The sequence below is a fragment of the Streptomyces sp. NPDC053474 genome (assembly GCF_044544845.1).
Lineage (GTDB): Bacteria > Actinomycetota > Actinomycetes > Streptomycetales > Streptomycetaceae > Streptomyces.
Genome location: NZ_JBITXV010000015.1, coordinates 60,931 through 86,100, shown reverse-complemented (window position 1 = coordinate 86,100; position 25,170 = coordinate 60,931). Strand labels below are relative to the sequence as shown.

Genomic DNA, 25,170 nt, shown 5'->3' with positions numbered 1-25,170 from the left:
CGGTATTGTGGGCAAATTTATCTGAAGTGCGGTCAGGAATACGCAGATTGATTTCCGGAGCGCACTCCCTGCGTTTGCCCCGCGTACACGGTCGAGGTCATTCCCCGACCGACAGTCAGGCAATTTTGAAAGCCATCACGGCCGGTGCTACGGAGTGGAACAATGAGCGACTTCGAGGAAATCGCAGCCCATTCTCACCCGGAGGCCCGGCCGCACCCGGAAGACGCTTCCCGCGCGGCGGCCCCCGCCGCGGGCGACGCCTCCCACCCGGCGGCGGAACTGCGCGCCGCCCTCGAAGGCCGCCCGCGCGCGGAGCAGGAGCGGCGGCTGCGCGCCGTCGTCACCGGGGAAGTCGTGGCGGTCCTCGGCGGCGCCGACGGCGAGCGCCCCTCCGCCGATCTGTCCCGCCCCTTCCTCGACCTGGGCCTCGACTCGCTGACCGCGGTGGAGCTGCACCGCCGCCTCCAGCGGGCCACCGGCCTCAAGCTGCCCGTCACCGCCGTCTTCGACTACCCCACCGCCGACGCGCTCGCCCGCCATCTGCGCGCCGAGCTGTTCGACAGCGCCGACGACGGCTACGTCCCCGCGGCCCGCCGCGCCGACGACGAGCCCGTCGCCATCGTCGCCATGAGCTGCCGCCTGCCCGGCGGCGTCGAGACCCCCGAAGAGCTCTGGCGGCTCGTCGCCGACGAGGTGGACGCCATCTCCGGCTTCCCCGCCGACCGCGGTTGGGACCTCTCCGCCCTGTACGACGCCGACCCCGACCGACCCGGCACCTCGTACGTCCGCGAGGGCGGCTTCCTGCACGACGCGGGCGAGTTCGACGCCGACTTCTTCGGCCTCTCGCCCCGCGAGGCCCTCGCCACGGACCCGCAGCAGCGCCTGCTGCTCGAAGCGTCCTGGGAGGCCCTGGAGCGCGCGGGCATCGACCCCGCGTCGCTGCGCGACTCCGGCACCGGCGTGTTCGTCGGCGCCGAGACCCAGGAGTACGGGCCCCGCCTCAGCGACGCCGGTGACGGCCTGGAGGGCTATCTCGTCACCGGCGCCGCCGCCAGCGTCGCCTCCGGCCGCATCGCCTACACCCTCGGCCTCCAGGGCCCGACCATGACGGTCGACACCGCCTGCTCCTCCTCCCTGGTCGCGCTGCACCTGGCCGTCCAGGCGCTGCGCCAGGGCGAGTGCGCGCTCGCCCTCGCGGGCGGCGTCGTGGTCATGGCGTCGCCCGGCTCCTTCCTGGCCTTCAGCCGCCAGCGCGGCCTCGCGCCCGACGGCCGCTGCAAGCCGTTCGCGCAGGGCGCGGACGGCACGGCGTGGGGCGAGGGCGTCGGCATGCTCGTCCTGGAGCGCCTCTCCGACGCGCGGCGCAACGGCCACAAGGTCCTCGCCGTCGTACGCGGCTCCGCCGTCAACCAGGACGGTGCCAGCAACGGCCTGACCGCCCCCAATGGGCCCTCCCAGCAGCGCGTCATCCGCGCCGCCCTCGCCGACGCGGGCCTCGCCGCCGCCGACGTGGACGCGGTCGAGGCCCACGGCACGGGCACCACCCTGGGCGACCCCATCGAGGCGCAGGCCCTCATCGCCACGTACGGCAAGGACCGGCCGGAGGACCGGCCCCTGTGGCTCGGCTCGCTGAAGTCCAACGTGGGCCACACGCAGGCCGCCGCCGGTGTCGCCGGTGTCATCAAGATGGTGCAGGCCATGCACCAGGGCGTCCTGCCGAAGACCCTGCACGTCGACGAGCCGAGCCGCCACGTGGACTGGTCGGCGGGCGCCGTCGAACTCCTCACGGAGGCCCGGGAGTGGCCCGAGCGCCCGGACGGGCCGCGGCGCGCGGGCGTCTCGTCGTTCGGCATGAGCGGCACGAACGCGCACCTGATCCTGGAGCAGGCGCCGTCGCCTGCCGAGAACGGCACCGAGCCGGACGGGAGCGGCCCGTCGGACGGGAGCGGTCCGACCGGTGGCTCCGGTGTGCCCTCGGTGATCTCCGGCCGCGTGCCGCTGGCCCTGTCGGCGAAGTCCGAGGACGCGCTGCGGGCCCAGGCGGCCCGGCTGCACGCGCACCTGCTCGCCCGGCCCGGCCTCGAACCGCTCGACGTGGCCTGGTCCCTCGCCGTCACCCGCTCGCGCTTCGAGCGCCGCGGCGTCGTCCTCGGCCGCGACCGCGACGAGGTCCTCGCGGGGCTCGAACGCCTCGCGGACGGGGACCTCGTGGCCGGGGGCGCGGTCACCGGCCGCGCCGTCCCCGGGGCGGCCCGCCCGGTGTTCGTCTTCCCCGGCCAGGGCTCGCAGTGGGCCGGGATGGCCCGTGAACTCCTCGACGACTCACCGGTGTTCGCCGCGCGCATGCGGGAGTGCGCCGACGCCCTGGGCCCGTTCGTGGACTGGGACCTGTTCGACGAGCTGGACGGCGGGAACTTCGACCGCGTCGACGTGGTCCAGCCCGTCCTGTTCGCCGTGATGGTCTCCCTCGCCGCCGTGTGGCGCGCGGCGGGGGTCGAGCCCGCCGCCGTGGTCGGCCACAGCCAGGGCGAGATCGCCGCCGCGTGCGTCGCGGGCGCGCTGTCCCTGGAGGACGCCGCCTGGGTGGTGGCCCTGCGCAGCCAGGCCATCGTCGAACTCTCCGGCCTCGGCGGCATGGTCTCCGTACCGCTGCCCGAGCGGCAGGTGCGCGAGATCCTCGCCCAGTGGGGCGACGACCTGTCCGTGGCGGCGGTCAACGGCCCCGCGCACGTCGTGGTCTCCGGCGCCGCGGCGGCCCTGGAGGAGCTGGTCGCGCAGTGCGTGGCCCGCGACATCCGCGCCCGCACCATTCCCGTCGACTACGCCTCGCACTCCGCGCACGTCGAAGCCATCGAGGAGCACCTGGAGCGGGTCCTCGCCCCGGTCGCGCCCCGCACGCCCGACGTGCCGCTGTACTCGACGCTGACTGGTTCATGGCTGGATGTCCCCATGGACGGCGGCTACTGGTACCGCAACCTGCGCCAGACCGTCCTCTTCGAGCACGCCACCCGCGGCCTCCTCGCCGAGGGCCACGGCCTGTTCCTGGAGATGAGCCCCCACCCGGTCCTCACCGTCCCCGTCCAGGCCACCATCGACGCGACCGACAGCCAGGCCGCCACCCTCGGCTCCCTCCGCCGCGACGAAGGCGGCGCCGACCGCCTCGCCGCCTCGCTCGCCGAAGCCCACGCCCACGGCGCCGAACTCGACTGGCGGGCCCTCCTGCCCGGCCAGCGCACCGTCGTGGACCTGCCCACGTACCCCTTCCAGCGCCGCCACTACTGGCTGACCGAGGAGCGGACCGACGGCAGCACACCGCTCGCCGCCGCCACGGACGAGGCCGAAGCCCTCTTCTGGGAGGCCGTGGAGCGCGAGGACGTCGACGAACTGTCCGCCACCCTCGGCGACGTGGCGCAGGGCGCCCTCAGCGAGGTCCTGCCCGGCCTCTCCGCATGGCGGCGCCAGCGCCGCGAACGCTCCACCATCGACGCCTGGCGCTACCGCGCCACCTGGCAGCCCCTGCCCGGCGCCACCCTGCCGCCCGCCCGCCTGACCGGGCCCTGGCTCGTCGTCCTGCCCGACAGCGCCCGCGCGCACCCGTGGGCGACCGGCGTCACCGAGGCGCTGACGGCGGCCGGAGCCGAACCCGTCGTCCTCAGCCTGCCCACCGGCGAGGCGACGCGCGCACACCTGGCGGAGCTGCTGCGCCGGGCGGCGGACGGCGGCGCGCCCGAACCCGTCGGCGTCGTCTCGCTGCTCGGCCTCGACGAGTCCCCCCTCGACGGGCACGAGGCCGTACCTGCCGGTGTCGCGGGCACCCTCGCCCTGGTGCAGGCCCTCGGCGACACCGGCGCCACGGCACGGCTGTGGGCCCTGACCAGGGGGGCCGTCTCGACGGGGCGCAGCGACCGCCTCGACCACCCCCTCCAGGCCCACCTGTGGGGCCTCGGCCGCGTCGTCGCCCTCGAACACCCCGACCGCTGGGGCGGGCTCATCGACCTGCCCCGCGACCACGACGCGCGGGCGGGCACCCGGCTCGCCGCGATCCTCGCCGCCGCCCGCGACGGAGGCGAGGAGGACCAGCTCGCCGTGCGCGGCTCCGGGGTCTTCGCACGCCGCCTCGTCCGGGGCGAGGCGACCGGCGCCGACCTCACCCGCGACACCCGCTGGACCCCGCGCGGCACCGTCCTCGTCACCGGCGGCACGGGCGCCCTGGGCGGCCACGTGGCGCGCTGGCTGGCCCGCGAGGGCGCCGACCGCCTCGTCCTCACCAGCCGCCGCGGCCCCGACGCGCCCGGCGCCGCCGAACTCCAGGCGGAGCTTGTGGAGTTGGGAGCCGAGGTCACCGTCGCGGCCTGCGACGTCGCCGACCGCGACGCGCTCGCCCGGCTCCTGGACGGCATCCCCGCCGACACCCCCCTCACGGCCGTGATCCACACGGCGGGCGTCCTCGACGACGGCGTCGTCGACGCGCTCACCCCCGAGCGCCTCGACGGCGTACTGCGCCCCAAGTCCCCGGCGGCCACCGCCCTGCACGACCTCACCCGCGACCTCGACCTGGACGCGTTCGTCCTCTACTCCTCGGCGTCCGGCGCCCTCGGCAACGCGGGCCAGGCCAACTACGCGGCAGCCAACGCCTACCTCGACGCGCTCGCCGAGCAGCGCCGCGCCGACGGCCTGCCCGCCACCTCCGTCGCCTGGGGCACCTGGGACGGCGCCGGGCTCGCCGACACGGCGGTGCGCGCCGACCGCTCGCGCCGCGACGGCATGCCGCCGATGCCGCCCGCACCGGCCGTCGCCGCCCTGCGGGACGCCGTCGAACGCGGCGACGCCACCGTCCTCGTCGCCGCCGTCGACTGGGACACCTTCCTGCCCGGCTTCCTCGCGGCCCGCCCCAACCGGCTCTTCGACACCCTCCCCGAAGTACGGCAGCGGTCCGCCGACCCGGCTGCCCCGGAGGCGACCGCGGGCCACGCCGCCACGGGCCCCGACTGGATCCGGCGGCTCGCCCCGCTCCCCGGCGCCGAGCGCGGCACCGCCCTCCTCACCTTCGTGCGTACCCAGGCGGCCGCCGTCCTCGGCCACTCCTCACCCGAGGCCGTCGACCCGGGCCGCGCCTTCCGCGAGCTCGGCTTCGACTCGCTCACCGCCGTCGAGCTGCGCAACCGCGTCCAGGCCGCCACCGGCCTGCGCCTGCCCGCCTCGCTGGTATTCGACTACCCCAACTCCACCTCCCTCGCCGCCTACTTGGGCGAGGAGGCCTTCGGCGCCACACCGGAGACCGATGGCGCACCCGCACCGGTGGCCACCGCCGCAGACGCGGACGGCGACCCCATCGCGATCGTCTCGATGAGCTGCCGCTTCCCCGGCGACGTCCGCTCGCCCGAGGACCTGTGGCGGCTCGTCGCCGACGGCCGCGACGCCATGGGCGAGTTCCCCGCCGACCGCGGCTGGGACCTCGCGGAACTCTACGACCCCGACCCCGACCGGGCGGGCAAGAGCTACGTCCGCGAGGGCGGGTTCCTGTCGGACGCCGGCGAGTTCGACGCTGACTTCTTCGGCATCTCCCCGCGCGAGGCCCTCGCCATGGACCCGCAGCAGCGCCAGCTCATGGAGACCTCCTGGGAGCTGTTCGAGCGCGCGGGCATCGACCCGACGACGCTGCGCGGCACCCGCGCGGGCGTCTTCGTCGGCTCCAACGGCGACGACTACATCTCCCGCATGGCCGCCGTCCCCCAGGACATCGAGAGCCACGTCCTCACCGGCAACGCCGTGAGCGTCATGTCGGGCCGTCTGTCGTACGCGTTCGGGCTCGAAGGCCCAGCGGTGACGGTCGACACCGCCTGCTCGGCCTCCCTGGTCGCCCTGCACCTCGCGGCGCAGGCGCTGCGCCAGGGCGAGTGCGACATGGCCCTGGCGGGCGGCGTCACGGTGATGGCGTCACCGGACACCTTCGTCCAGTTCAGCCGCCAGCGCGGCCTCGCCACCGACGGCCGTTGCAAGGCGTTCGCGGAGGCGGCGGACGGCACGGGCTGGGGCGAGGGCGTGGGCCTGCTGCTCCTGGAGCGCCTGTCGGACGCCCGCCGCAAGGGGCATGAGGTCCTGGCGGTCGTACGCGGTTCCGCCGTGAACCAGGATGGCGCGAGCAACGGCCTGACCGCCCCGAACGGCCCGTCGCAGCAGCGGGTCATCCGCGCGGCCCTCGCCAACGCCGGGCTTTCCGCCAGCGACGTGGACGCGGTGGAGGCCCACGGCACGGGCACGACCCTGGGCGACCCGATCGAGGCCCAGGCCCTCCTCGCCACCTACGGGCGGGAGCGCCCCGAGGACCGGCCGCTGTGGCTGGGCTCGGTGAAGTCCAACATCGGTCACACCCAGGCCGCTGCCGGTGTCGCCGGTGTCATCAAGATGGTGATGGCGATGCGTGAGGGCGTCCTGCCGCCGACCCTGCACGTGGACCGGCCCAGCTCGCACGTGGACTGGTCGGCGGGCGCGGTCGAGCTTCTGACGGAGGCCCGTTCGTGGGCCGAGCGCGGGGACGCGCCGCGCCGCGCGGGTATCTCGTCGTTCGGCGTGAGCGGCACGAACGCGCACGTGATCGTGGAGCAGGCGCCGGTCGAGGAGCCCGCTGAGGTCGTGGAGTCGGTCGCGCCGGTGACGGCCGTGCCGTGGCTGGTGTCGGGCCGTAGCGAGGAGGCCTTGCGGGCGCAGGCCGAGCGCCTTCGGGATTACGTTGAGGGCGACGAAGGCCTTGACCCGGTCGACGTGGGCTGGTCGCTGCTGTCGGGGCGTGCGGTGCACGAGCACCGGGCGGTGGTTTTCGGTCGGGAGCGGGAGGAGTTCCTGTCCGGCCTCGAAGCGCTCGTGCCCGGGTCGGTGGTCGAGGGCCGCCTCGGCGTGGTCTTCACCGGTCAGGGCAGTCAGCGGATCGGGATGGGCCGTGAGTTGTACGAGACGTTCCCGGTGTTCGCGGATGCTTTGGACGAGGTGTGCTCCCATATTGACCAGTGGATAGAACGTTCGCTCCAGAGCGTGATGTTCGGTGCGGACGCGGACCTGCTGGAGCAGACCGGTTACGCCCAGCCCGCGCTGTTCGCCGTCGAGGTCGCGCTCTACCGTCTCGCCGAGTCCTTCGGCGTACGCCCGGAGATTGTCGGCGGGCATTCGATCGGTGAGCTGGCTGCGGCGTATGTGGCGGGGCTGTGGTCCCTGGAGGATGCGGCTCAACTGGTCGCGGCACGTGGCCGTTTGATGCAGGCGCTGCCCGAGGGCGGGGCGATGCTGGCCGTGCAGGCCACGGAAGCCGATGTGCTGCCGCTGCTGTCAGACAGTGTGGGTGTGGCGGCGGTGAACGGCCCCGCTCAGCTGGTGCTCTCCGGTGACCGCGCGGCTCTCGAAGGCCTGGAGCAGACCCTGCGCGATCAGGGCCGGAAGGTGAAGTGGTTGAAGGTCAGTCACGCCTTCCACTCGCCCCTGATGGACCCGGCGCTGGATGACTTCCGTAAGGTCGCGGCCAAGCTGACGTACCAAGACCCCGTCCTGCCGGTCGTCTCCAATCTCACCGGTGAACTGGCGGAGCCCGCAGAGCTGAAGGACCCCAAGTACTGGGTCCGTCACATCCGTGAAGCGGTCCGCTTCCACGACGGCGTGAAGGCACTGGCAGGGCAGGGCGTCTCGACCCTCCTGGAGCTGGGCCCCGACGCGGTGCTCACCGCGATGGCCCACGACACGCTCACTGAGCCCACCGAGCAGGCGGGCTTGGTCGCGGCTGTCCGCAAGGGCCGCTCGGAGGCCGACACGTTCCTGAGGGCCCTCGCGCAGCTGCACGTACGCGGCATCAGCGTCGACTGGACCCCGGTCTACGCCCCGGTCGAGTCCCGGCGCCGCGTCGAGCTGCCCACGTACGCCTTCCAGCGTGACCACTACTGGCTGGATCTCACGGAGTTCGCGGTCACCGGCGCCGGAGTGGGCGGGGTCGCCCCCGATGAGGTGGAGGCGCGGTTCTGGGAGGCCGTGGAGCGGGAGGACCTGGAGTCGTTGAGTGCCGAGCTGGGCGGCGGTGCCGACGGCGGGGCGCTGGGCGAGGTGCTTCCGGTCCTTTCGTCGTGGCGGCGGCAGCGGCGCGAGACCTCCACGGTCGCGCGGTGGCGGTACCAGGAGGCGTGGAAGCCGCTGACCGGCCTCGCCCCGGCGGCCTTCGACGGCGCGTGGTGGGTGGTCGTACCCGCCGACGAGGACGCGTACCCCTGGGTGGCGGCGGCGGTCGCCGGTCTGGAGGAGCGCGGCGCACGCGTGACCCGGATCGCGGTCGCCCCGGACGAGGCCGACCGCGAGGCGCTGGGCCGAAAGCTGCGTGAACTCCTCGACGGACAGGGCGAGTCGGCGCGGCCATTGGGCGTCCTGTCGCTGCTCGCTCTCGACGACAGCGAGGGTTCCACGCACCCGACCGTGCCCGTCGGGCTCGAAGGGGTGCTCGCCCTGCTCCAGGCCCTGGGCGACGCCGACGTGGCGGCACCGCTGTGGGCCGCCACGTGCGGCGCGGTGGCCACCGGCCGCTCCGACCGCCTGACGGCGCCGCGCCAGGCGCTCGTGTGGGGCATGGGCCGGGTCGCCGCCCTTGAGCAGCCGCAGCGCTGGGGCGGCCTCGTCGACCTGCCGCCGCTCCCCGACGAGCGGGCGCGGCTGCGGCTCGCCGACGCCGTCGGCGCGGCCACGGGCGAGGACCAGCTCGCGGTGCGCGGCTCGGGAGTGTTCGTACGCCGCCTCGTGCGCACGGTGGCCGGTGACGCCCCGGCGGGGGAGTGGACGCCGAGCGGCACGGCCCTCGTCACGGGTGGCACGGGTGCCCTCGGCGGTCACGTGGCGCGCTGGCTCGCCTCCCAGGGGGCCCGGCACCTCGTCCTGACCAGCCGCCGGGGTGCGGACGCGCCTGGTGCGGCCGAACTCCGGGCGGAGCTGGAGGAGTTGGGGGCCGAGGTCACGATCGCCGCCTGTGACGTGGCCGATCGTGACGCGCTGGCGCGGCTTCTCGCGGAGATCCCGGAGAGCGCGCCGCTGACCGGCGTGTTCCACACGGCAGGGGTCCTCGACGACGGCGTCCTGGACGGCCTGACGGCCGAGCGGTTCGCCACCGTCTTCCGGCCCAAGGTCCAGGCGGCCGTGAATCTGCACGAGCTGACGCGCGACAGCGAACACCTCACCGCCTTCGTCCTGTTCGCGTCCGTCGCGGGCTCGATGGGCATCGGCGGACAGGGCAACTACGCGGCGGCCAACGCCTTCCTGGACGCCTTCGCCGCACACCGCCGCGACCTCGGCCTGCCCGCCCTGTCCCTGGCCTGGGGCCCGTGGGCGGGCGGCGGCATGGCGGCCGACGGCGGTGTGGTGGAGCAGCGCGTACGCGACAGCGGCATGCCCGCGATGGAGCCGGACCTCGCCGTCGCCGCCATGGCCGCCGCACTCGCGGCCACGGCGACCCCGGGCGGCGCGGCGGCGGTCACCCTCGCCGACGTCGTCTGGGAGGAGTACGCGCCCGGCTACGCGACGGCGCGCCCCTGCCACCTGTTCGACCAGCTCCTCCCGGCCGAACCAGCTGAACCGTCCGGAAAGCGGGGGCCGGAGCGGGCCGGTGACCGCTCCACGGCCTCGCTCGCGGAGCGACTCGCGGCCCTTCCCGAGGCGGAGCGGGAGCGGGCGGTCCTCGACCTCGTGCGCGACCGCGTGGCCACCGTCCTCGGCTACCCGGCGGGCAAGTCCGTGGACGCCGCCCGCCCCTTCAAGGACCTGGGCTTCGACTCGCTCACGGCGGTCGAGCTGCGCAACCTCGTCGGCGCCGCCAGCGGACTCCACCTCCCGGCGACGCTCATCTTCGACCACCCGACCCCGGCCGCCCTCGCCCAGTACCTGCGCGGCGAACTCCTCGGCGGCCTCGCGCCCGCAGACGCCCCGACCGCAGCCCCGGCGGGAGCGGGCGCGCCGGACGACGGCGACCCGATCGCGATCGTGTCGATGAGCTGCCGCTTCCCCGGCGGCGTCCGTTCACCCGAGGACCTGTGGCGGCTGCTGCGCGACGGCAGGGACGCCATGGGCGACATGCCCGACGACCGCGGCTGGAACGTGGCGGAGCTCTACCACCCCGACCCCGACCACCCCGGAACCAGCTACGTCCGCGAGGGCGGCTTCCTCCACGACATGGCCGAGTTCGACGCGGACTTCTTCGGCATCTCGCCGCGCGAGGCGCTCACCATGGACCCGCAGCAGCGGCTCCTCCTGGAGACCGCGTGGGAGGCCTTCGAACGGGCGGGCATCGACCCTGCGACCCTGCGCGGCAGCCGCACCGGCGTCTTCTCCGGCACCAACGGCCAGGACTACGAGCACGTCCTGCGCGCCGCCCCCGACGGCGGCGAGGGCTACCTCGGCACCGGCAACGCGGCGAGCGTCGTCTCCGGCCGCGTGTCGTACGCGTTCGGGCTCGAAGGCCCGGCGGTGACGGTCGACACCGCCTGCTCGTCCTCGCTGGTGGCCCTGCACCTGGCGGCGCAGGCGCTGCGCCAGGGCGAGTGCGACATGGCCCTGGCGGGCGGTGTCACGGTGATGTCCACGCCGGACACGTTCATCGAGTTCAGCCGCCAGCGTGGCTTGGCCGCCGACGGCCGTTGCAAGGCGTTCGCGGAGGCGGCGGACGGTACCGGCTGGGGCGAAGGTGTGGGCCTGCTGCTCCTGGAGCGCCTGTCGGACGCCCGTCGCAAGGGCCACCGGGTCTTGGCGGTCGTCCGTGGTTCCGCCGTGAACCAGGATGGCGCGAGCAACGGCCTGACCGCCCCGAACGGGCCGTCGCAGCAGCGGGTCATCCGCGCGGCCCTCGCCAACGCCGGGCTTTCCGCCAGCGACGTGGACGCGGTGGAGGCCCACGGCACCGGCACGGCCCTCGGCGACCCCATCGAGGCGCAGGCCCTCCTCGCTACCTACGGTCAGGAGCGCCCGGCCGAGCGGCCCCTGTGGCTGGGCTCCATCAAGTCGAACATCGGCCACACTCAGGCGGCCGCCGGTGTCGCGGGCGTCATCAAGATGGTCCTCGCCCTGCGTGAGGGCGTCCTGCCGCAGACGCTCCACGTGGACCGGCCCAGCTCGCACGTGGACTGGTCGGTGGGTGCTGTCGAGCTTCTGACGGAGGCCCGTGAGTGGGCCGGGCGCGGGGACGCGCCGCGTCGCGCGGGCGTCTCGTCGTTCGGTGTCAGCGGTACCAACGCCCATGTGATCGTGGAGCAGGCGCCGGTCGAGGAGCCCGCTGAGGTCGTGGAGTCGGTCGCGCCGGTGACGGCCGTGCCGTGGCTGGTGTCGGGCCGTAGCGAGGAAGCCCTGCGGGCGCAGGCCGAGCGCCTCCGGGATTACGTTGAGGCCGACGAAGGCCTTGACCCGGTCGACGTGGGCTGGTCGCTGCTGTCGGGCCGTGCGGTGCACGAGCATCGGGCGGTGGTTTTCGGTCGGGAGCGGGAGGAGTTCCTGACCGGCCTCGGAGCACTCGTGCCCGGGTCGGTGGTCGAGGGCCGCCTCGGTGTGGTCTTCACCGGTCAGGGCAGTCAGCGGATCGGGATGGGCCGTGAGTTGTACGAGACGTTCCCGGTGTTCGCGGATGCCCTGGATGAGGTGTGCTCCCATATTGACCAGTGGATAGAACGTTCGCTCCAGAGCGTGATGTTTGGTACGGACGCGGACCTCCTTGAGCAGACCGGCTACGCCCAGCCCGCGTTGTTCGCCGTCGAGGTCGCGCTCTACCGTCTCGCGGAGTCCTTCGGTGTACGTCCGGAGATTGTCGGCGGGCATTCGATCGGTGAGCTGGCTGCCGCGTACGTGGCTGGGCTGTGGTCTCTGGAGGATGCGGCTCAACTGGTCGCGGCGCGTGGACGGTTGATGCAGGCCCTGCCCGAGGGTGGCGCGATGCTGGCCGTGCGGGTGCCGGAATCGGATGTCCTGCCGCTGCTCGAAGGCCTCGCGGACCGCGTCGGCGTAGCGGCTGTGAACGGGCCGTCCCAGGTCGTGCTGTCCGGCGAGCGTGCCGCTCTCGATGGCCTGGAGCAGACGCTGCGCGGCCAGGGCCGGAAGGTGAAGTGGCTGAAGGTCAGCCACGCCTTCCACTCGCCTCTGATGGAGCCCGTCCTGGACGACTTCCGGCGCGTGGCGCAGCAGTTGACGTATCAGGAGCCGACGCTGCCGGTGGTCTCCAATCTCACCGGTGAACTGGCGGAGCCCGCAGAGCTGAAGGACCCGGAGTACTGGGTCCGTCACATCCGTGAGGCGGTCCGTTTCCACGACGGCGTGAAGGCGCTTCAGGGGCAGGGTGTCTCGACGTTCCTGGAGCTGGGCCCCGACGCGGTGCTCACGGCCATGGCGCACGACACCGTCACCGAGCCGGAGGACCAGGCAGGGCTCGTCGCGGCCGTCCGCAAGGATCGCGCGGAGCCGGACACCTTCCTGGCCGCCCTGGCGCAGCTGCACGTGCGCGGCGTCGAGGTCGACTGGGCGCCGCTGTACGCCCCGGCCGGGGCGCGTCGCCGGGTCGACCTGCCGACGTATGCCTTCCAGCGCCGGACGTACTGGCCGCGTGCGGCCGTCGGCGTGCCGGGGGACATGGCGGCGACCGGTCTGGTTGCGGCGGGGCACCCGCTCCTGGGGGCGGCGGTGCCGCTGGCCGGTGGTGACGGGTACCTGCTGGCCGGGCGGCTTTCGCTGGCGACGCATCCGTGGCTGGCGGATCACGCGGTGGCGGGCCGGGTGTTGCTGCCGGGTACGGCGTTCGTGGAGCTGGCCGTGCGGGCCGGTGACGAGGTCGGCTGCGGCGTCCTTGAGGAACTGACGCTGGCGGCCCCGCTGGTGCTGCCGGAGCGTGGTGCCGTACAGCTCCAGGTCGGCGTGGGCGCCGAGGACGCCGACGGGCGCTTCCCGGTGAGCGTGCACTCCCGCGACGAGCAGGACCCCGAAGGGCCCTGGACGCGGCACGCGTCCGGCTTCCTGGCCGCCGTGGACGGCGAGGCGGAGCCCGAGGGCCTCACCGTCTGGCCGCCGCGCGACGCGGAGCCGATCGACGACGCGGCCTCGCTCTACGACCGGCTCGCCGAGACGGGGTACGGCTACGGCCCGGTGTTCCAGGGGCTGCGTGCCGCCTGGCGGCGCGGCGACGAGGTGTTCGCCGAGGTCGCGCTCCCGCAGGAGCAGGCGGCGGACGCCACGGCGTTCGGGCTGCACCCCGCCGTCCTCGACGCCGCCCTGCACTCCACCCTGCTGCTCGGCGAGGAGCGCCAGGGCCTCGGCCTGCCGTTCGCCTGGAGCGGGGTCCAGCTACACCGGGCGGGCGCCGCGACGGTCCGCGTCCGGCTGGCCGCGGCGGGCACGGACGCCGTGTCCCTGACCCTCGCGGACCAGAGCGGCCAGGCGGTCGCCACCGTCGACTCGCTGGTGTCGCGCCCGGTCTCGGCCGAGCAGCTCGGCGGCGGGGCGGTGAGCGACTCGATGTTCCACGTGGAGTGGCGGCCGCAGGCCCTGACGCCGCCCGGCGAGCCGCTTTCGTACGTCTCGTACGAGGCAGTGGCCGCCGGTGGTGACGTGCCGGAGGCCGTGGTGTGGCACGGCGGTGTCTCCGCTGGTGAGCTGCGGCCCGAGGCGGTGTCGGCGCGGCTGGCCGAGGCGCTGGGCGTGGTGCAGGACTGGCTGGCCGACGAGCGGTACGCGTCCGCGCGGCTCGTCGTCGTGACGCGGGGCGCGGTCCCCGCCGACGGCACCGAAGAGGTCCTCGACCCCTCGGGCGCGGCCGTGTGGGGTCTCGTGCGGTCCGCGCAGGTCGAACACCCGGGGCGCTTCGTCCTGGTGGACACCGACACGGGCACCGATGTGGACACCGACGCGGCCACGCTCGGTGCCGTACTGGCGTCGGGCGAGCCGGAAGCAGCGGTCAGGGACGGCTCCGTACGAGTGCCCCGGCTGACGAAGACCACCGCCGCCCCGGCCGGTACCGACGCCGCGCCGTGGGGCGAGGGCTCCGTCCTCGTGACGGGCGCCTTCGGCGGCCTCGGCCGCCTGGTGACACGGCACCTGGCCGAGCGCCACGGCGTGCGCGACCTGCTCCTCGTCTCCCGCAGGGGAGAGGCGGCGGCCGGTGCCGGTGAACTGCGCGACGAACTCCAGGCCCTCGGCACGAAGGTCACGGTCGCCGCGTGCGACGTGGCCGACCGGGACGCCGTGGCCGCGCTGCTCGACGAGCGCGGCGCGGACCTGTCGGCCGTCGTGCACGTGGCGGGCGTCCTGGACGACGGCGTGGTCACCGCCCTGACCCCGGAGCGCGTGAACGCCGTGCTGCGTCCGAAGGTGGACGCGGCGCTGCACCTGCACGAGCTGACCGCAGGCCTGGACCTGTCGGCCTTCGTCCTGTTCTCCTCCGCCGCAGGAGTCCTCGGCAGCCCGGGCCAGGCCAACTACGCGGCCGCCAACAGCTTCCTCGACGCCCTGGCCGCCGTACGCCGCGCTCAGAGCCTCCCGGCGGCCTCGCTCGCCTGGGGTGTATGGGCGCAGGAGAGCGAGATGACGGAGGCCCTCGGTGACGCGGACCTCCGGCGCATGGCGCGCGGCGGCGTCGCCCCGCTGTCCACGCGCGAGGGCCTGGCGCTCCTGGACACCGCCGTCGCCCTGACCGGGCCCGACGCGCCCGCCGTGCTCGTGCCGCTGCACCTGGACACCGCGTCCCTGCGCGCCTCCGCAGGACCCGACGGCGTACAGCCCGTGTTCTCCGACCTCGTGCGCACCCCGGCCCGCCGGGTGGGCAGGGCGCTCGCCCGCTCCGGCGGCGCGGCGGAGGCGAACGCCGCCGGGCCCGCGCTCGTCCGGGAATTGGCGGGGCTTTCCGGAGCGGACCGGGAGCGGGCCCTGCTCGACGCGGTACGCGGTAATGTGGCGACGGTGCTCGGGCATTCCGGGCCCGAGGCGATAGGCGCCACCCGCGGATTCCTTGAACTGGGGGTCGACTCGCTCACCGCGGTGGAACTCCGGAATAGGCTGAACTCCCTTTCCGGACTGCGGCTCCCGGCGACGCTCATCTTCGACTACCCGTCGCCCGCCGCGCTCGCCGCCCACCTGGGCGAGGCCCTGCCCCGCGACGGCGGCACGGCGGACGGGGCCGAGGGGCCGCGCCCCGGCGGGCTCGCCGCCGAGCTCGCGGGCCTGGAAGCGGCCCTGGCAGCGGGCCCGCTGGCGGACGACCAGCGGACGGAGGTACGCGGCAGGCTGCGGGCCCTGCTCGGCAAGCTGGACGCCGGGGAGCAGGGCGAGGCCGACGCGGCCGGTATCGCGGAGAAGCTGGAGGACGCCGACGACGATGACATGTTCGACTTCATCGACAATGAACTCGGCGTTTCCTGACCGCGCTTCGCGGTAATGCGCGGAAATTCGTAAAGGGGCCCGTAGGGGGAGGGTAGGGGTTGTTGCCCTACTCTCCCCCGGATGTGATGGGTGCGGCCCTCTGCGTTGAAGGAGTCGCACCGAAATGGCGAACGAGCAGAAACTCCGCGAGTACCTCAAGCGAGTTACCGCGGATCTGCACCAGACCCGGCAGCGTCTACAGGACGCCGAGTCCGTGAGCCGGGAGCCCATCGCCATCGTGGCGATGAGCTGCCGCTACCCCGGCGGCGTCGCCGGGCCGGAAGACCTGTGGCAGCTCGTCGCCGAGGGCGGGGACGCGATCTCCCCCTTCCCCGACGACCGGGGCTGGGACGCGGACCTGCACGACCCCGACCCCAGCCGCCCCGGCAAGAGCTACGCGCGTGAAGGCGGGTTCCTGCACGAGGCCGCCGAGTTCGACCCGGCGTTCTTCGGCATCTCGCCGCGCGAGGCGCTCGCCATCGACCCGCAGCAGCGGCTCCTCCTCGAAGCGACGTGGGAGGCGTTCGAGCGGGCGGGCGTCGACCCGCTGTCGGTGCGCGGCTCCCGCACCGGCGTCTTCGTCGGCGTCATGTACGGCGACTACGGCAACCGCATCCTCAGCAACCCGCGGGGCCTCGAGGAGTTCGAGGGCTACCTCGGCAACGGCAGCGCGGGCAGCATCGCGTCCGGCCGCGTCTCCTACACCTTCGGCCTGGAAGGCCCCGCCGTCACCATCGACACGGCGTGCTCCTCCTCGCTCGTCGCCCTGCACCTCGCGGCGCAGGCCCTGCGCCAGGGCGAGTGCTCCCTCGCGCTCGCGGGCGGCGTGACCGTCATGTCGACGCCGGACACCTTCGTGGAGTTCAGCCGCCAGCGCGGCCTCGCCGCCGACGGCCGCTGCAAGGCCTTCGCCGAGGCGGCGGACGGCACTGGCTGGGGCGAGGGCGTGGGCCTGCTGCTCCTGGAACGCCTCTCCGACGCCCAGCGCAACGGCCACAAGATCCTTGCCGTTGTACGGGGCTCCGCCGTCAACCAGGACGGCGCGAGCAGCGGCCTCACCGCCCCCAACGGGCCCGCGCAGCAGCGCGTCATCCGCGCCGCCCTCGCCAACGCCGGTCTCGCGGCCGTCGACGTGGACGCGGTCGAGGCCCACGGCACCGGCACCACCCTGGGCGACCCGATCGAGGCGCAGGCCCTCCTCGCCACGTACGGTCAGGACCGGCCGGAGGACCGGCCGCTGTGGCTGGGTTCGGTGAAGTCCAACATCGGTCACACCCAGGCCGCTGCCGGTGTCGCGGGCGTCATCAAGATGGTCATGGCGATGCGCGAGGGGACCCTCCCGCGCACGCTGCACGTCGACCGGCCGAACTCCCTCGTGGACTGGGAAGCCGGAGCCGTCGAACTGCTCACCGACGAGCGGACCTGGCCCGAGGCCGACCGGCCGCGCCGCGCGGGCGTCTCTTCTTTCGGCGTCAGCGGCACCAACGCCCATGTGATCGTGGAGCAGGCGCCGGTCGAGGAGCCCGCTGAGGTCGTGGAGTCGGTCGCGCCGGTGACGGCCGTGCCGTGGCTGGTGTCGGGCCGTAGCGAGGAAGCCCTGCGGGCGCAGGCCGAGCGCCTCCGGGACTACGTCACGGCCGACGAAGGCCTTGACCCGGTCGACGTGGGTTGGTCGCTGCTGTCGGGGCGTGCGGTGCACGAGCATCGGGCGGTGGTCTTCGGTCGGGAGCGGGAGGAGTTCCTGAGCGGCCTCGAAGAACTCGTGCCCGGGGCGGTGGTCGAGGGCCGCCTCGGTGTGGTCTTCACCGGTCAGGGCAGTCAGCGCCTGGGGATGGGGCGTGAGTTGTACGAGACGTTCCCGGTGTTCGCGGACGCGCTGGATGAGGTGTGCTCCCATATTGACCAGTGGATAGAACGTTCGCTCCAGAGTGTGATGTTCGGTGCGGACGCGGACCTGCTTGAGCAGACCGGTTACGCCCAGCCCGCGCTGTTCGCCGTCGAGGTCGCGCTCTACCGTCTCGCGGAGTCCTTCGGAGTACGTCCGGAGGTCGTGGGCGGGCATTCGATCGGTGAGCTGGCTGCGGCGTATGTGGCTGGGCTGTGGTCGCTGGAGGATGCGGCTCAACTGGTCGCGGCGCGTGGCCGGTTGATGCAGGCCCTCCCGGAGGGTGGGGCGATGCTGGCCGTGCAGGCCACGGAAGCGGATGTGCTTCCCCTCCTGACGGACCGTGTGGGCGTGGCTGCTGTGAACGGCCCGTCCCAGCTGGTGCTCTCCGGTGACCGCGCGACTCTTGAGGGCCTGGAGCAGACCCTGCGCGATCAGGGCCGGAAGGTGAAGTGGTTGAAGGTCAGCCACGCCTTCCACTCGCCGCTGATGGATCCGGCGCTCGATGACTTCCGTAAGGTCGCGGCCAAGTTGACGTACCAGGACCCGACGCTCCCGGTCGTCTCCAACCTCACCGGCGCGCTCGCGAAGGCCGCAGAGCTGAAGGACCCCGAGTACTGGGTCCGCCACATCCGCGAAGCGGTCCGCTTCCACGACGGCCTGGGCGCCCTCACCGACTTCGGTGCCGCCACGCTCCTCGAACTCGGCCCGGACTCCGTCCTGACCGCGATGGCCCACGACACGGTCACGGACCCCGCCGCGCAGGCGGGCCTGGTCGCCGCTCTGCGCAAGGACCGCCCCGAGGCCGACGCCTTCCTGGCGGCGCTCGCGCGGCTGCACGTGCGCGGCAGCGCCGTCGACTGGACCCCGCTGTACGCCCCGGTCGAGTCGCGGCGCCGCGTCGACCTGCCGACGTACGCCTTCCAGCATCAGACGCTCTGGCTCAACCCGCTGACGGAGGGCTCGGCCGAAGCGGCCGACCCTGTGGAGGCCGGTTTCTGGGAGGCCGTGGAGGCCGAGGACCTGCGGGCGCTGACGGGCGCGCTGGAGGTCGACGAGGAGGCGCCGTTCCGGTCCGTGCTGCCCGCGCTCACGGCGTGGCGGCGGCAGCGGCAGGAGCGGTCCGAGCTGGACCGGTGGCGCTACCGGACCGCGTGGAAGCCGCTCGGCAGGACGGCGCCGGGCCGTCTGACGGGAACCTGGCTCGTCGTCGCCGGTGCCGGAGCCCCCGAGGAGGCGTGGGTCGACGGGGCCGTACGGGCCCTGGAGCAGGGCGGGGCCCGTGCCCGCGTGCTGCGTGTGGGGGTACGGGACGCCGACCGCGACACGCTGCGCGAACTGCTCAGCCATGCCCTCACCGGCCCCGGCGAGGAGCAGGGCGAGCCGGCCGCCGGGGTGCTGTCCCTGCTGGCCTGCGCGCCCGCGGCGGTCGAGGCGCCGACGGCCGGGGACGTACCGGCCGGTGTCCTCCTGACGCTCGCCCTCGTCCAGGCCCTGGGCGACGAGCGCGTGGACGCGCCGCTGTGGGTGGCGACGCGGGGCGCGGTCTCCGTGAGCGCCTCCGACCGCACGGCCGACGCCGACGCCGCGGCGGTCTGGGGCCTCGGCCGGGTCGCGGCCCTCGAACTCCCGGAGCGCTGGGGCGGTCTCGTCGACCTCCCCGAGGCCGCGGACACGCGTGCCGTGGCTCGCCTCGCCCAGGTCCTCGCGGCCCCGGCGGCCGAGGACCAGGTGGCCGTGCGCGGCTCCGGGGTGTTCGCGCGCCGTCTGGAGCGGGCACCGCTCGACGCCGTCACGGCGGGGGAGTGGACGCCGAGCGGCACGGCCCTGGTCACGGGTGGCACGGGCGCCCTCGGCGGTCACGTGGCGCGCTGGCTCGCGGAGCAGGGTGCACGGCACCTCGTCCTGACCAGCCGCCGGGGTGCGGACGCGCCTGGTGCGGCCGAACTCCGGGCGGAGCTGGAGGGATTGGGGGCAGAGGTCACGATCGCCGCCTGTGACGTGGCCGATCGTGACGCTCTGGCGCGGCTTCTCGCGGAGATCCCGGCGGAGGCGCCGCTGACGGGTGTGTTCCACACGGCAGGGGTCCTCGACGACGGTGTCCTGGACGGCCTGACGGCGGAGCGGTTCGCCACCGTCTTCCGGCCCAAGGTCCAGGCGGCCGTGAATCTGCACGAGCTGACGCGCGACAGCGAACACCTCACCGCCTTCGTCCTGTTCTCCTCCCTCACCGGCACGGTGGGCGCACCCGGCCAGGGCAACTACGCCGCCGCGAACGCCTTCCTCGACGCGCTCGCCGAGCGGCGCCGTGCGGCGGGGCTGCCCGCGGTGTCGCTCGCCTGGGGGCCGTGGGCCGGTGGCGGCATGGCCGCCGACGACGACTCCGAGGAGCGCATGCGCCGGGCGGGCCTGCCCGTCATGGACCCGGCTCGGGCCACCCAGGCCCTGCGTCTGGCGGCTGCCCACGGCGGACAGGCCGCGCTCGTCGTGGCCGACGTGGTGTGGGACCGGTTCCTCGACGGGTTCACGGCCACCCGGCACAGCACGCTCTTCGACGACCTGCCCGAGGTGGCCGCCCTGCGCGCGGCCCGCCCCGCCGGGCCTTCCGAGGCGGAACAGCCGGACCTCAAGCGCCAGTTGGCCGCCCTGCCGCGCCCCGACGCCGAGCGGGCGCTGCTCGACCTCGTACGGACCCACGCCGCCACGGTGCTCGGGCACGGCGGGGTGGACGCGGTGCCCTCCGACGGCGCGTTCAAGGGGCTCGGGTTCGACTCGCTCACCTCGGTGGAGTTCCGCAACCGCCTGGGCGCCGCGACCGGTCTGACGCTCCCGGCGACCCTCGTCTTCGACCACCCCTCGCCGCACGCCGTCGCCGACTACCTGTCCGGCCTCCTCATCGGCGACGAGATCACCGACGCCACCCCCACGGCGCCCGTTCCGTCCGTCCGTGCGGACGACGAGCCCATCGCCATCGTGTCGATGAGCTGCCGCTTCCCCGGCGGCGTACGCGGCCCGGAGGACCTGTGGCGGCTCGTCGCCGACGGCGTCGACGCGCTGGGCGAGTTCCCTGCGGGCCGCGGCTGGGACACGCGGTCCCTGTACGACCCGGACCCGGCCACCCCCGGCTCCACCTACGCCCGGCAGGGCGGATTCCTCTCCGACGCGGGCGATTTCGACGCGGACTTCTTCGGCATCTCGCCGCGCGAGGCCCTGGCGATGGACCCGCAGCAGCGGCTCCTCCTGGAGACCTCCTGGGAGCTGTTCGAGCGGGCGGGCATCGACGCGGCGGCCCTGCGCGGCAGCCGCACCGGTGTCTTCGCGGGCACCAACGGCCAGGACTACCTCGACCTCCTCAAGGACGCGCCCGACGGCGCCGAGGGCTACATCGGCACGGGCAACGCCGCGAGCGTCGTCTCCGGCCGCCTGTCGTACGCCTTCGGCTTCGAAGGCCCCGCCCTGACCGTCGACACGGCCTGCTCCTCGGCCCTCGTCGCCCTGCATCTGGCGGCGCAGGCGCTGCGCCAGGGCGAGTGCGACATGGCCCTGGCGGGCGGTGTCACGGTGATGTCCACGCCGAGCGCCTTCATCGAATTCAGCCGCCAGCGTGGCCTCGCGACGGACGGCCGCTGCAAGGCGTTCGCGGAGGCGGCGGACGGCACCGGCTGGGGCGAGGGTGTGGGTCTGCTGCTCCTGGAGCGCCTCTCCGACGCCCGCCGCAACGGCCACGAAGTCCTCGCCGTCGTCAGCGGTTCCGCCGTGAATCAGGACGGTGCGTCGAACGGCCTGACCGCCCCCAACGGCCCCGCCCAGCAGCGCGTCATCCGCGCGGCCCTGGCGAACGCGGGCCTGAAGCCGGGCGATGTGGACGCCGTCGAGGCCCACGGCACCGGCACGGCCCTCGGCGACCCCATCGAGGCGCAGGCCCTCCTCGCCACCTATGGCCAGGACCGCCCGGCCGAGCGGCCCCTGTGGCTGGGCTCCATCAAGTCGAACATCGGTCACACCCAGGCGGCCGCCGGTGTCGCGGGCGTCATCAAGATGGTGATGGCCCTGCGGGAGGGCGTCCTGCCGCCGACCCTGCACGTGGACCGGCCGAGTACACATGTCGACTGGACTTCGGGTGCCGTCGAACTGCTCACGGCGGCGCGCGCGTGGCCCGAGCGGGACGCGGCGCCGCGCCGGGGAGGCGTGTCCTCGTTCGGCATCAGCGGCACCAACGCCCACGTGATCGTCGAGCAGGCCCCCGTCGAGGAGTCGACGGAGCCCGTAGAGCCGGTCGTGCCGATCACGGCCGTGCCGTGGCTCGTGTCGGCCCGGAGCCCGGAGGCCCTGCGTGCCCAGGCCGAACGCCTGCGCGCGCACGTGGCCGACCGCGACGGGCTCGACCCGGTCGACGTGGGCTGGTCGCTCCTGTCGGGCCGTGCGGTGCACGAGCACCGGGCGGTGCTCTTCGGCCGGGAGCGCGACGAGTTCCTGACCGGCCTCGACGCGCTGGTCTCCGGCGGCCCGGGCGTGGTGTCCGGTGCCACGACGGGCGGCCGCCTCGGTGTCGTCTTCACCGGCCAGGGCAGCCAACGCCCCGGCATGGGCCGCGAGCTGTACGAGACGTTCCCGGTGTTCGCGGACGCGTTGGACGAGGTGTGCTCCCATATTGACCAGTGGATAGAACGTTCGCTCCAGAGCGTGATGTTCGGTGCGGACGCGGACCTCCTTGAGCAGACCGGTTACGCCCAGCCCGCGCTGTTCGCCGTCGAGGTCGCGCTCTACCGTCTCGCGGAGTCCTTCGGTGTACGTCCGGAGATTGTCGGCGGTCATTCGATCGGTGAGCTGGCTGCCGCGTACGTAGCCGGGCTGTGGTCGCTGGAGGATGCGGCTCAACTGGTCGCGGCGCGTGGACGGTTGATGCAGGCTCTGCCCGAGGGCGGGGCGATGCTGGCCGTGCAGGCCACGGAAGCCGATGTGCTGCCGCTGCTGACGGATCGCGTGGGCGTGGCCGCCGTGAACGGCCCGTCCCAGCTGGTGCTCTCCGGCGAGCGCGCGGCTCTCGAAGGCCTGGAGCAGACGCTGCGCGGCCAGGGCCGGAAGGTGAAGTGGCTGAAGGTCAGCCACGCCTTCCACTCGCCCCTGATGGAGCCCGCCCTCGCGGACTTCCGCAAGGTCGCCGAGGGCCTGGAGTACAGGGAGCCGAACCTGCCGGTGGTCTCCAACCTCACCGGTGAGCTGGCGGATCCCGCCGAGTTGAAGGACCCGGAGTACTGGGTGCGGCACGTCCGTGAGGCGGTCCGCTTCCACGACGGTCTGAAGGCGTTCCAGGGGCAGGGTGTCTCGACGTTCCTGGAGCTGGGCCCCGACGCGGTGCTCACCGCCATGGCCCACGACACGTTCACCGAGCCCACCGCGCAGGCGGGCTTGGTCGCGGCTGTCCGCAAGGACCGCTCGGAGGCCGACACGTTCCTGAGGGCCCTCGCGCAGCTGCACGTACGCGGCATCGAGGTCGACTGGGCGCCGCTGTACGCCCCGGTCGAGACGCGGCGCCGCGTCGAGCTGCCCACCTACGCCTTCCAGCACCGGACGTACTGGCCGCAACCGACGCAGTCCGGTGTGCTGGACGCGGAGGCCGGGGCCGTGGACGCCGAGTTCTGGGACGTCGTACGGCGGGAGGACCTGGACGGGCTCGCCGGGGCGCTGGACCTCGACCAGGAGGCGCCGCTGAAGACGGTGCTCCCGGCGCTGGTCGCCTGGCACCGGCGGCAGCAGGAGCGGCACGAGGTGGACGCCCTGCGGTACGGCGTCACGTGGACGCCGCTCGCCGGTACGGCCGGGCAGGACGCCGGTACGGGCCTGAACGGCACGTGGGCGCTCCTCGTCCCGGCCGACGCGGCCGGACACCCCTGGCGCACGGCCGCCGAGGAGGCGCTCGCGCAGGCCGGTGCGCGGGTCCGGTCCGTCGTCGTCGGTGACGAGGCGGCCGACCGTACGGCGATGACGCGGATCCTGCGGGAGACCGGCGAGCCGACCGCCGTCGCGGGCGTGCTGTCGCTCCTCGCCCTGGACGAGCGCCCGTACCGCCACCCGGAGACCGACACCCCTGGCGCCGCTCTGACCTGGGGCATGGCCGCGACCCTCGCGCTCACGCAGGCCGTCGTGGACGCCGGGACCGGCGGGCGGCTGTGGGTCGCGACGTCCGGCGCGGTGTCCGTCGGAGCCGCCGACCCGGTGCGCGCCGCGGCACAGTCGCAGGTGTGGGGCTTCGGCCGGGTCGTGGGCCTGGAGCACCCGGAGGTGTGGGGCGGCCTCATCGACCTGCCGGAGGCCACCGAGGCCGACCCGGCCGCGAGCGGCCCGGGTTCCGTGCGGGCCCGCCTCGCCGCGCTCCTCTCCCGCGCCGGTGCCGAGGACTTCACCGAGGACCAGCTCGCCCTCCGCGCGTCCGGCGTCCTCGTACGCCGTCTCACGCGGGCCCCCGGCGGCCCCGTGGTCGGCGAGGGCTGGCAGCCGCGCGGCACCGTGCTCGTCACCGGCGGCACCGGCGCCCTCGGCGCGCACGTGGCCCGGTGGCTCGCGGGCCACGGCGCCGCCCACCTCGTCCTGACGAGCCGACGCGGCCCCGAAGCACCCGGCGCCACCGAACTCCAAGCCGAACTGGAGGAGTTGGGGGCCGAGGTCACCATCGCCGCCTGCGACGTGGCCGACCGGGACGCGGTCGCACGGCTCCTCGACGCGATCCCCGCGGACGCGCCACTGAGCGCCGTCGTGCACGCGGCGGGCGTGGGACAGGACCTGATGATCGCCGAGACCGGGCCCCGGGACTTCGCCGCCATCGTGACGGCCAAGACCGCGGGCGCGGCACACCTGGACGACCTGCTCGGCGACACGCCGCTGGACGCCTTCGTCCTCTTCTCGTCCATCGCCGGAGTGTGGGGCAGCGGCGGCCAGGCCGCCTACGCCGCCGCCAACGCCTTCCTCGACGGCCTCGCCGAGCGGCGCGCGGCCCGCGGGCGGACCGTGACGTCGATCGCCTGGGGCCCGTGGGCGGGCTCCGGCATAGCCGGGGACGACGAGGCGGCCGCGCACCTGCGCAAGCGGGGCCTGCCCGTCATGCGGCCCGACGTGGCCGTCGCCGCCCTGCGGCGCGCGCTCGACGGGCCGGGGCCGCTGGTGACCGTCGCCGACGTCGACTGGGAGCGGTTCGCCCCGGCCTTCACCGTGCGGCGCCCGAGCCCGCTGCTCGACGACCTGCCGGAGGCGCGCCGCGCGCTCACCGCCGCGCCGGACGCCACCGCTGGCGGGGCCGCCGAGGGCGACGCGGCGACCGCGCTGCGCGACCGGCTCGCCGCCGCGTCGCCCGCCGACCGCGAGCGGATCGTCCTGGAGCTGGTGCGCACCGAGGTCGCCGCCGTCCTCGGACACACCGGCACGGCGGCGGTGCGCGAGGACCGCGCGTTCAAGGAGTTCGGCTTCGACTCGCTGACCGCCGTCGAGCTGCGCACCCGGCTGAACGCCGCGACCGGTCTGAGCCTGCCCAGCACCCTCGTCTTCGACCACCCGACCCCCGGGGAGCTCGCCCGCGAACTCCTCGCCGAACTCCTGCCGGACGCCGCACCCGGCGACGTGGACGACGCCTACGCCGTCCACGTCGCCGACGGCGCGGCGGACCACCCCGTGGACGCCGACGTCCGCAGGGCCCTGGCGGCCGTCCCGGTCGCCCGCATCCGCGAGGCGGGCCTGCTCGACGCCCTGCTGCGGCTCGCCGCACCGGACCCGGCGGCGGCCCCGGCCACCGCCGCGCCGGATGACGACGACGCGGACGCCTCGATCGACGCCATGGACGTGGCCAACCTGATCCAGATGGCCTTGGACAACGGTGATTCCTGATGCAGCGATTC

The 25,170-nt window shown here is 74.4% G+C and carries 2 protein-coding genes; both read left to right on the top strand.

Annotated features, from left to right (window positions below; genetic code table 11):
• The first annotated feature begins 162 nt into the window (after positions 1-162).
• Positions 163-15,399 (top strand): type I polyketide synthase, encoded by a 15,237-nt coding sequence (locus ACIG3E_RS30965; RefSeq protein ID WP_399622873.1) that lies wholly within the window; start codon positions 163-165, stop codon positions 15,397-15,399.
• A gap of 124 nt (positions 15,400-15,523) precedes the next feature.
• Positions 15,524-25,159, top strand: coding sequence for a type I polyketide synthase (locus tag ACIG3E_RS30960; protein WP_399622872.1), 9,636 nt, complete (start codon positions 15,524-15,526; stop codon positions 25,157-25,159).
• Positions 25,160-25,170: the final 11 nt, after the last annotated feature.

Bases quoted from the DNA above. Each gene is read 5' to 3' on its own strand.
- ACIG3E_RS30965 (WP_399622873.1), top strand. From the start codon at position 163: ATGAGCGACTTCGAGGAAATCGCAGCCCATTCTCACCCGGAGGCCCGG.
- ACIG3E_RS30960 (WP_399622872.1), top strand. From the start codon at position 15,524: ATGGCGAACGAGCAGAAACTCCGCGAGTACCTCAAGCGAGTTACCGCG.